Here is a 9,098-nt window from a genome sequence, read left to right as displayed (position 1 = left end):
GGCCAGAGGACCCACCACGGGTGCCCGGCAGCCGTCCTTCAGCTGCGGTACTCGGGGTTGGTGAAGTCGAAGCGGGTGCCGGCGTCCCATTCACGGCGCTGGTTGCCGTAGGCCGGAAAGCCACCCGCGCGCTTGAGCATCGCGGCCAGGTGCAGCAGGTTCCAGGTCATGAACGTGGTGTTGCGGTTGGTGAAATCGTTGTCCAGGCCGGCCCGGGAGCCGTCGGGCAACTCGTCGCCGTAGCTCGGGCCGGGCCCCGCCTCGCCGATCCAGCCGGCGTCGGCCTGCGGCGGGACGCTGTAGCCGATGTGCTGAAGGCTGTACAGGACGTTGGACGCGCAGTGCTTGATGCCGTCCTCGTTGCCGGTGATCAGGCAGCCGCCGACCCGGCCGTAGAAGAGCCACTGCCCGCGGTCGTTCAGCTCACCGGAATGGGCGTACAGCCGTTCGATGATCTTCTTGGTCTCGCTGCTGTTGTCACCCAGCCAGATCGGCCCGGCGATCACCAGGATGTCAGCGGCCAGCACGCGCGGAAACAGCTCGGGCCATTCGTCGCTCGCCCAGCCATGCTCGCGCATGTCGGGGTAGACCCCGCTGGCGATGTCGTGATCGACCGCCCGGAACTGATCGACGGACACCCCCTGCTTGGTCATGATGTCGGCACTGGCCTCGATCAGCAGCTGGGTATGGCTGGCTGCCGGCGACCGGGTCAGGGTCGTATTGATGAACAGCGCGCTCAGGTCGGAGAACTGGGGCTTGCTGTCGTCCATCTGGACCCCTCCGGTTGCCTCGGACTGACGTGACGGTCGAACCCTAGGCCGCCGGTAGGTTGCAGCGTCGCATTCCTCGACCTGGCAGAGTTCTTCTTTGCCAGAGTTCTACTTCAAAACTATCCGACCTATCGGACCCCCTGGCCCGGCCCCACCGCAAAGGAACACCAGACATGACCTCCGACTTCGACCTGGCCCGGTTCAAGGCGCTGAGCTTCGACTGCTACGGCACCCTCATCGACTGGGAATCGGGCATCGCCGCGGTGTTGGCCCCATGGGCCCGTGAGCAGGGCCTCGACGTCAGCGAGGAGGAACTGCTCCGCGGCTACGCAGAGCACGAGGCAGCCGTCGAGCGGGAGACCCCCACGGCGCGCTATCCCGACGTCCTGGCCGCCGCCTTCCGCCGCGCCGGAAACGGCCTCGGTCGCCGGGTCAGCGATGAGTGGGCGCAGCGGCTCGGCAACTCGGTTCCCGACTGGCCGGCGTTCCCCGACTCGGCGGGCGCCCTGGCCAGACTTGCCGAGCGCTACAAGCTGATCATCGTCTCCAACGTGCACCGCGACGGCTTCGCCGGCAGCAACCAGCAGCTTCGCGGCGACTTCGCCGCCATCATCACCGCCGAGGACGTCGGGGGGTACAAGCCGGCCGACAACCACTTTCGCGCCCTCTACGCGACGTTGACCGACCTCGGCATCGACCGCGGTCAACTGCTGCACGTCGCGCAGAGCCTGTTCCACGACCACGTGGTTGCCAAGCGGGAAGGCCTGCCCTCTGTCTGGATCAACCGCCGTCACGACCGGCCGGGCTGGGGAGCCACCAAGCAGCCCACCGAGGACTGGAGCTACAGCCTGGAGTTCGGCTCGATGGCCGAGTTCGCCGATGCCGTGGACGAGGCCTTCAGCCGGTCACCGCGCACCAACCGCTGATCCGGGTCGGCCCCCGTCGGCGCGGTCGCCGCTGAGGATGGCCCTACCCGACCGCTCGGCTGGCGTTCCTGGGCCGCTCGGGATCCCGGGGCGCCGGCGGGGTGACCACCGCGGTGATGAGCGCGGCCAGGCCGAGCAGGACCGCGACCGCGGTGATGGCACGCAGTACGGAGATGTGGTCGCCGAGGAACCCGACGGTGGGCGGTCCGGCCAGGATGGCGCAGTAGCCGATGGAGGCGATGACGCTGACCCGGCCGGCGGCGTACTGCGGCTCGTCGGCCCCCGCGCTCATGCCGACCGGGAACCCGAGCGAGACGCCGATGCCCCAGAGGACGGCGCCGGCGAAGGCCAGCGGCGTTGCGGGCGCGAAGACGAACAGCAGCGTCCCGGCGATCCCGAGGACCGAGAGGACCCGGATGACCGGCACCCGGCCGTGCCGGTCGAGCAGCCCTGGTCCGAACCAGCGGCCGAGCGTCATCGCCGACAGGAACACCGCGAACGCCAGGGTGCCGACCGCGGCCGGCGTGCCGTAGCCGTCGATCATGGCAATGCTGATCCAGTCGTTGCCGGTGCCCTCGGCGAACGCGAAGGCCAGTACGAAGACGCCGATCAGCAGCGTGCGCGGTTCTCGCCAGGCCGCGAGCGCGCTGCGCCGGCCGGCCTGCTCCTGGTGCTCGGAGATGCCGGCCGCGTCGTCGACGAAGGCCCGGGCACCCCACGGTACGGCGAGCCCGGTGAGGACCGTGACGACGAGCAGGTGTGCGGTGACCGGTACCTGCAGGGCCACCATGGCCGCGCCCACCAGGGCTCCCGCGACCGTGCCGAGGCTGAAGCCGGCGTGGAACCGGGACATGATCGAGCGGCCGAGGTGGCGCTCGACCAGCGCGCCCTGGACGTTCATGGCGACGTCCCAGGCGCCGTTGGCGAAGCCGAGCAGGAACAATCCCACGACGACCGGGACGAGGCCTGCCAGATAGCCCAAGGCGACGGTCGCCAGTCCGATGGCCAGCAGTACCGCCATTCCCGCCACGGTCCGCCGGGAGCCGAATCGATGGACCACCGATCCGGACAGCGGCAGCGCGAGCAGCGAACCGGCGGCGATGCAGAGCAGCACCAGACCGAGCTCTGCCGGCGACAGCTGCAGGCGGTCGCGCACCTGCGGGATGCGCGAGGCCCAACTGGCGAAGGCGAATCCCGAGCCGATGAAGGCGACATAGGTGCCACGGACGCCAGCGCGTACCACCTGGACGGGCGGAGCGGCGACGGGAACGGCGGGCGTGGACGGCATGACGGGGAGGGCTCCGGAGAAGGTCGTCGGGTCGTGAGGTCACCGGGGGCAGGCGTCGACCACGGCTGACAGGACCGCGGCGGAATAGCTGAGCTCTCAAGGGAGTTCCGGTGTAAGTATTGCTTGAGATTTCAACTACTCTATAGGATGCCGCTCATGCCAACCTACGCCGTCACAGGTGCGACCGGACACCTCGGCCGCCTCGCCGTGCTCGCGCTGCTCGATCGCGCCGTACCCGCTCACCAGGTGATCGCGGTCGTCCGGGACGAGGCGGAGGCGCAGCCGCTCGTCGAGCGGGGCGTGCAAGTACGGGTCGCCGACTACGACGTGCCCGAGACACTGACCACCGCCTTCGCCGGCGTCGACCGGCTGCTGTTCGTCTCCGGCAGCGAGGTCGGGCAGCGCGAGAGGCAGCACCGCAATGTTGTGCAAGCCGCGCAGGACGCGGGGATCTCGCGCATCGCGTACACCTCGATCGCCCGGGCCGAGGAGAACTCGATGCCGCTGAGCGTGGAGCACCGCGCCACCGAGGCGCTGCTGCGAGCGTCCGGGATCCCGACGCTGTTGCTGCGGAACTCCTGGTACCTGGAGAACTACACCGACCAGGTGAACCAGTACCTCGCCATGGGCGCCGTTCTCGGCGCGACCGGTGAGGCGCGGATCGCGGCCGCACCGCGTGCGGACTACGCCGAGGCTGCCGCCGCCGCCCTGGTCGGCGACGCGGCCGCGGGCGTGTACGAGCTCGGCGGCCCGGCCTTCACCATGAGCGAGCTGGCGGCGGCGATTTCCGCGGCGGTCGGACGCGAGCTGCCCTACCGCAACGTGACCCTCGAGGAGTACGAGGCGGGACTGGTCGCGGCCGGTCTGGACCCGGGCACCGCAGGTTTCGTGACCGCTCTCGAGCGCGGCGCCGCAGCCGGCGAACTGGACGTTCCGGTCACCGACCTGGAGCGCCTGCTGGGCCGGCCGGCGACCGACCTGAACAGCGCCGTCAAGCACCTTCTCGGCTGAGCCGTCATGACCACCCACCCCGCCGTGTCCTCCCGGGCCGACGTCGTCACTGCCAACCCGGCTCGGTACGCGAAGCAGCTGGTTGCCCACCTCGGCCGCAAGTTGCGCTTCAGCACTGACGGCACGACCATCGGCGCCGCCACCGGGCAGATCATCGTCGGCGACGGCGTTCTCACCCTCACCGCCGCGGGTGACGACCCCACCGCCGTCGCGGTTGTCGAAGACGTTCTCGGCCGGCACCTGGAGCGCTTCGGCGCTCGCAACGAACTCGCCGTCCGCTGGACCCGCGGCACCGGGGAGTAGCCGTGGCCACCACGCTGGGCAGCACCGCCGTAGCCGACGCGACGATCCCGGCCGCCTGATGGCCGGGGCCGAGGATGGCGGCGAGCTTCGGCCACGATGGCTGTCCTCCGAGGAGATGGCTGCGTGGCTGCCGCTGATCACCCTGGTGACCCGGCTGCCGCAGGCCCTGGATCGCCAGCTTCGCGAGGACGCCGGCATCAGCCACGTCTACTACCAGCTGCTCGCGATGCTTTCGGCAGAACCGGACCGGCAGCTGCGGATGGGTGAGCTGGCGCGCGCGACCGGCGTCTCGCTCAGCCGGCTGTCGCATGCCGTCGCCGCGCTGGAGGCCCGCGGCTGGGTGACCCGGTGCGCCGCCAGTGGCGACGGCCGCGGCCAGCTCGCGCAGCTCACCGACGCCGGCCGACAGCTGCTGGAGCGGACGGCTCCCGATCATGTCGCCGAAGTCCGCCGGCTCGTCTTCGACGCCCTCACCACCGACGAGATCGATCAGCTCGGCCACCTTGCGCGCAAGCTGCTTGGCAACCTTCCGATCTGACCGGACAGCGATCTGACCGGGCAGCGATCTGACCGCACAGCGATCTGACCGCACAGCGGTCTGACCGCACAGCAAATCCTGACCGGACAGCAATGGCTGGACAGCTGCGTTTCGCCGGTAACCATCGCCGGTAACGACGGCGCCCTTGCATACGTCAACGGGGGGCCGGCGCCGAACGCGCCCTGGCCGCGGTAACGGCACAGGCGACGCGTGCGGACGCCGTCCCCCATCGATGTTGTTCAGCTGCTGCGCGGCAGATGTGCCGCCGCGCCGTTTCTACTTACGAAGCCTGGCCCTGGGCCATCTGGGCCATCATCTGGGCTGCCACCGCGGCGTACTGGCGCTCGAGTTCCTTGCCGCCACCGTTGCGCCAGCTCTCTTCCAGCGGCTTTGCCATGGCGTCGGGGAAGATCTCGTCCTCGCCCTTCTCCAAGCCGTCGAAGATCCCCTGGGCGACGGTCTCCGGGGAGTCCTTCGCCATCACGTCGAAGCCCTTGGTCATGTCGGTGTCCACCAGACCGGTCATGACGGCATGCACGCTGACGCCCTGGCCAGCCAGGTGCCCCCGCAGCGACTGCGTCATGTTGAACGTGGCGGCCTTGGCGATCGAGTAGGCCGGAACGAGCGGGAAGGCGGCGAAGGCGTTCACCGTGATGTTGTTGACGAGCGCCCCGCCGGAGCTGATCAGCTTCGGGAGGAAGGCCTGGGTGACGTTGTAGACGCCCCAGAAGTTGACGGCCAGCATCTGCTCGATCACGGCGGGATCGCTCAGGTCGTCGAAGCCCACGATGCCGGCGTTGTTCACGAGGATGTCGAGAGATCCGATCTGCTCGGCTGCCTCCTTGATGTGCGCCGCGTTGGTCACGTCCAGCGTGATGGGCGTGACGCGGTCGTCCGAGTGGGTCAGGGGCTGGCGCGTGCCGGCATATACCCTTTCCGCGCCTCTCTTCAAGGCTTCGTCAACGATCGCCTTTCCGATACCCCGGTTGGCCCCCGTCACCAGAATTGTCTTACCTGTGATCGACATAAATCCTTCTCCGGTTCAGTCACCTGGAACTGTCACAGCCTGCCCCCGGTGGCTTGCGCCACCGGGTGGCAGGGCTGCGGGCGACCCGCACTCACCCGAAAGAGCCTCTTGCGCGGGCCGGGCATTGAATTACCGTCCGATCAGGACGGGAGTTGCACCGACTGACGGTGCCGGAAGAAGTTACGCGGGTCATACGCCTTCTTCACGCTTTGGAGCAAACGGTAGTTTTCCTTGTAGTACAAATCGTACCACTTGGACGAGGATTGGTTAAAGGCCGGATCGCTCAAATCGGCGTCGGCGTAATTGACGTAGCACCCGTCGGTGACGTCGTTGGGCACCGGCACGCCACCGGTCTCGGAGAACGTGTCCCGGTAGGTGTCCCTTGCCCACGCGATGTTCTTGGCGTCGTCCGCGGGGCTCTTCCACTGGGCCTGCCAGAGCAGCTTGTAGGCCGCCTCGCGGTGCGGCATGGCCGTCGCCGACGGAGCGACGGCGTTCGTCAGGCCTCCGTACGGGCTGATCACCAGGTTGAGGTTCGGGTTGCCGACGTCCGTACGGGACATGGCGTTGTACAGGCCGGCGAGCTGAGTCGGCGTGAAAGCCGCCTTGAAGTACGCGGACTTGTACTCACCGCGCAGGGTCGGGTCGTTGTTCAGCACGTTGGTGGTGCCGGTCTGCTTGGCGAACTGCAGCCAGGGGGTGGGGCCCGCCACGCTGAACTGCGGTGCTACCACGCCGGCGAAGATGTAGGCGAGGTAATCGTCCAGCAGCTGCTGGGCATTCGGCGCCGCCGCGTCCACCGCGACGTACATCTGGATGAAGCCGTTGGTCCGGTTGAACATCTGGATCAGGCCCACGAGGTTGCGGGTGGGGCTGCTCGGGGACTTGTTGGCGATGTGGTAGTTGGCGTAGTTGAGAAGCAGCCGGTTGAACGACGCCTGGTCCAGGTCGGCCCAACTCCACTGCGTGAAGCTGGACAGCACCGTGGCCGGCGGCCGCGGAAGCAGCCCGCGGGGGTCCGTGCCGGTGGCACCGGGCGAGCGGAAGATGTAGCGCGTGACGACGCCGAAGTTACCGCCGCCACCACCGGTGTGCGCCCACCACAGGGCACGGTTGGGGTCGGACTGCTCACGCGTGGCAATGATGGTGCGGGCCTTGCCGCTGGCGTCCACGGTCACGACCTCCACCGCGTACAGGTGGTCGATGATCAGGCCGTTACGGCGAACCAGCCAGCCCCAACCGCCGCCGGCGACGTGACCGCCCATGCCCACCGAGTAGCAGACACCTCCGGGCAGGATCACGCCCCAGGTCTGGTAGAGCTTCTCGTAGACGTCCAGCAGGATCGCCCCGGCCTCGACGGCGATGCCGTTCAGTGAGGAGTCGTAGTAGATCCTGTTCATGTTGGTCAGGTCGATGACCTTGTTGACGTCGCTGTTGTAGACGAAGTCTTCGAAGCAGTGGCCGCCGCTTCGCACGGTGAGCCTGCTCCCGCTGTTGACGGCGCTCTGAACGATGGGGGCGATCTGCCCGGGGGCGTCTACCACGTAGACCGAACTCGGGTTCGAGGTCCACCTGGTGTTCAAACCGAACACCATGTCCTGGTACTGGGGATCGGCGGGAGTGACCCCGACCGCCCCGGTCACCGTATCGGCGTGTGCTGCCGCGGCAGGTACCGCGACTCCTGCAATGGCTACCCCGCCCACAGTTGCCGCAGCTCCGGCGAGAAATCTTCGCCGGGCTACTCCGTGGTTCTCCTGCACCATAAAGTGTTCCTCTCATGGGTTGCTGAGCCGATGAATGAACGCAACGAAATGCCGCTTTTTACAGGGCTATAACGCCGCGCATCGGCCGCTAAGAATACGGCCGAGGGCCCAGGAGGCCTTGTTCAAGATTGCTCTCCTGCAACCCATGATGTTTCCGCATCACGACATGGTGAATCGATCGCGATGATTGTGAATGCCCCTCACATGGTCGTCATGACCACGGTGGATGGGCTTAAGCCTTGCCCTTCTCAATGAAGTTCCGCAGGCTGCCGTTGATGTAGTAGCCCCACGCGTCCGAGCAGCTGTCGTAGCATTCGATCTGTGGCTTCAGGCCCAGGTGAGTGAAACGGAGCTCCGTCTTGCCCTCTTTTTCAGAGATGTCGAAGACGATGTCCGTGCCCTTCCATTCAGTGGTGTCCTTGACGAAACTGATATTGGCGTCCACCACGTGCCAGACGACCTTCTTGCCTGGGATGAATTCAGTAAGCTTTTGCGTAGACACATGCAGCGTCTCGTAGCTGTACGTGAACTCGGCACCAAGCTCGTCGGTGTCGCCTTCGATCTTGCCGGTCCACCATGCGCGAACATCATTGATCGCGTCGAAGACCTCTTCTGGGCTCTTGTCCACCGTGAAACTCGTGGTGTAGTTGTCTTCGCTCACGCTTCGCTCCCATTGTGCGATCAAACGACATTTAAACTTTAGCATACGCGCTTGCATCATGCAAGCTAATGTGGTATGTCCGGGTTGTCACGCTAGCTACTGTGTGGCCATTTCTTCAGCGGATGTACCTGTCTGACTGGTGCCTTGCCGTTGCCCCTCACCAGTCGCGATCAGGTTCCGCAGGCTGCTGTTGATATAGAAACCCCACCCGTCGGAACAGGCGTCGAAGCACTCGTACTCGGGAACCAGACCCAGGTGGGTGAAGCGGATCTCGGTGCCGCCGGCCTTCGCCGAGATCTCGAACTGGATCGTGGTGTTCGTCCACTCGGTCTTGTCCTTGGTGAAGCTGAAGTAGTTGTCCACCACATACCAGGAGACTTTTCGGCCGGGAACTGCCTCGGTCACCCGGAGCTTGCACCGGTGCAGTTCCTCATGGCGGTAGAGGAACTCGTCACCGACCCTGCTGGTGTCACCCTCGATCTCCCCCGACCACCATCCGGATACGTTGTTGATCGCGTCGAAGGCCTGCTGCGGACTCTGGCTCACCGAGATGGCGGTGGTGAAGCTTCGATCACTCATCGATTCCCTCGAGTCAGCCGAACGGTGGAGCGGGCGCGCGTGCCGCTGCGAGCCATATTCGGGCTGTCACACGTGCAGCACGCACGGTAGTGGCATGGATTGCGTCACGCAAGCACCAACTCCACCGATGATCTGCCGCGAGAAACCACATGTGGCCGGGTCCGCGTGGGATCCCGGCCACATGTGGTCTGCCTAATGCCTAGTGCCAGTGCCTAGTGCCTAGTGCCTAGTG

At 66.5% G+C, this 9,098-nt stretch carries 10 protein-coding genes; 4 read left to right on the top strand and 6 right to left on the bottom strand.

The window, feature by feature from the left end:
- Window positions 1-38 precede the first annotated feature (38 nt).
- Window positions 39-770 carry a flavodoxin family protein gene (locus tag VF542_RS10765; protein ID WP_408651707.1) on the bottom strand — a complete coding sequence of 244 codons (732 nt, stop codon included), beginning with the start codon at window positions 768-770 and terminating at the stop codon, window positions 39-41.
- A gap of 173 nt (window positions 771-943) precedes the next feature.
- Between VF542_RS10765 and VF542_RS10760 the strand changes: the two genes are divergently transcribed.
- Entirely contained in the window at window positions 944-1,696 is a 753-nt protein-coding gene (locus VF542_RS10760) for an HAD-IA family hydrolase (protein ID WP_408651706.1), read from the top strand.
- A 43-nt stretch (window positions 1,697-1,739) separates the two neighbouring features.
- Here the strand turns inward: VF542_RS10760 and VF542_RS10755 are convergent, their stop codons facing one another.
- Window positions 1,740-2,984, bottom strand: a complete 1,245-nt coding sequence (locus VF542_RS10755) for an MFS transporter (RefSeq protein ID WP_408651705.1) — start codon at window positions 2,982-2,984, stop codon at window positions 1,740-1,742.
- Between the two features lie 156 nt (window positions 2,985-3,140).
- Here VF542_RS10755 and VF542_RS10750 point away from each other — a divergent pair, with 156 nt between their 5' ends.
- Genes VF542_RS10750 through VF542_RS10740 form a run of 3 tightly spaced genes read left to right on the top strand, consistent with a single transcriptional unit; the run spans window position 3,141 to window position 4,836 of the window.
- The gene (locus tag VF542_RS10750) at window positions 3,141-3,995 is read left to right on the top strand and encodes an SDR family oxidoreductase (protein WP_408651704.1); all 855 of its coding nucleotides are present in this window, start codon (window positions 3,141-3,143) and stop codon (window positions 3,993-3,995) included.
- Between the two features lie 6 nt (window positions 3,996-4,001).
- Window positions 4,002-4,298, top strand: coding sequence for a DUF2218 domain-containing protein (locus VF542_RS10745; RefSeq protein WP_408651703.1), 297 nt, complete (start codon window positions 4,002-4,004; stop codon window positions 4,296-4,298).
- 58 nt (window positions 4,299-4,356) lie between these two features.
- Window positions 4,357-4,836 carry a MarR family winged helix-turn-helix transcriptional regulator gene (locus VF542_RS10740; RefSeq protein ID WP_408651702.1) on the top strand — a complete coding sequence of 160 codons (480 nt, stop codon included), beginning with the start codon at window positions 4,357-4,359 and terminating at the stop codon, window positions 4,834-4,836.
- Between the two features lie 280 nt (window positions 4,837-5,116).
- Here the strand turns inward: VF542_RS10740 and VF542_RS10735 are convergent, their stop codons facing one another.
- The 4 genes from VF542_RS10735 to VF542_RS10720 form a co-directional block, all read right to left on the bottom strand.
- The gene (locus tag VF542_RS10735; protein WP_408651701.1) at window positions 5,117-5,863 is read right to left on the bottom strand and encodes an SDR family NAD(P)-dependent oxidoreductase; all 747 of its coding nucleotides are present in this window, start codon (window positions 5,861-5,863) and stop codon (window positions 5,117-5,119) included.
- Window positions 5,864-6,003: 140 nt separating this feature from the next.
- Window positions 6,004-7,506 carry an FAD-binding oxidoreductase gene (locus VF542_RS10730; protein WP_408651700.1) on the bottom strand — a complete coding sequence of 501 codons (1,503 nt, stop codon included), beginning with the start codon at window positions 7,504-7,506 and terminating at the stop codon, window positions 6,004-6,006.
- Window positions 7,507-7,858: 352 nt separating this feature from the next.
- Window positions 7,859-8,287 (bottom strand): SRPBCC family protein, encoded by a 429-nt coding sequence (locus VF542_RS10725; protein WP_408651699.1) that lies wholly within the window; start codon window positions 8,285-8,287, stop codon window positions 7,859-7,861.
- 96 nt (window positions 8,288-8,383) lie between these two features.
- Window positions 8,384-8,866 carry an SRPBCC family protein gene (locus tag VF542_RS10720; RefSeq protein ID WP_408651698.1) on the bottom strand — a complete coding sequence of 161 codons (483 nt, stop codon included), beginning with the start codon at window positions 8,864-8,866 and terminating at the stop codon, window positions 8,384-8,386.
- Window positions 8,867-9,098 lie beyond the last annotated feature (232 nt).

Source organism: Jatrophihabitans sp., from assembly GCF_036389215.1.
Lineage (GTDB): Bacteria > Actinomycetota > Actinomycetes > Mycobacteriales > Jatrophihabitantaceae > Jatrophihabitans_A.
The sequence above is the reverse complement of the archived record's forward strand: the minus strand, read 5'-3'. Positions and strand labels throughout refer to the sequence as shown.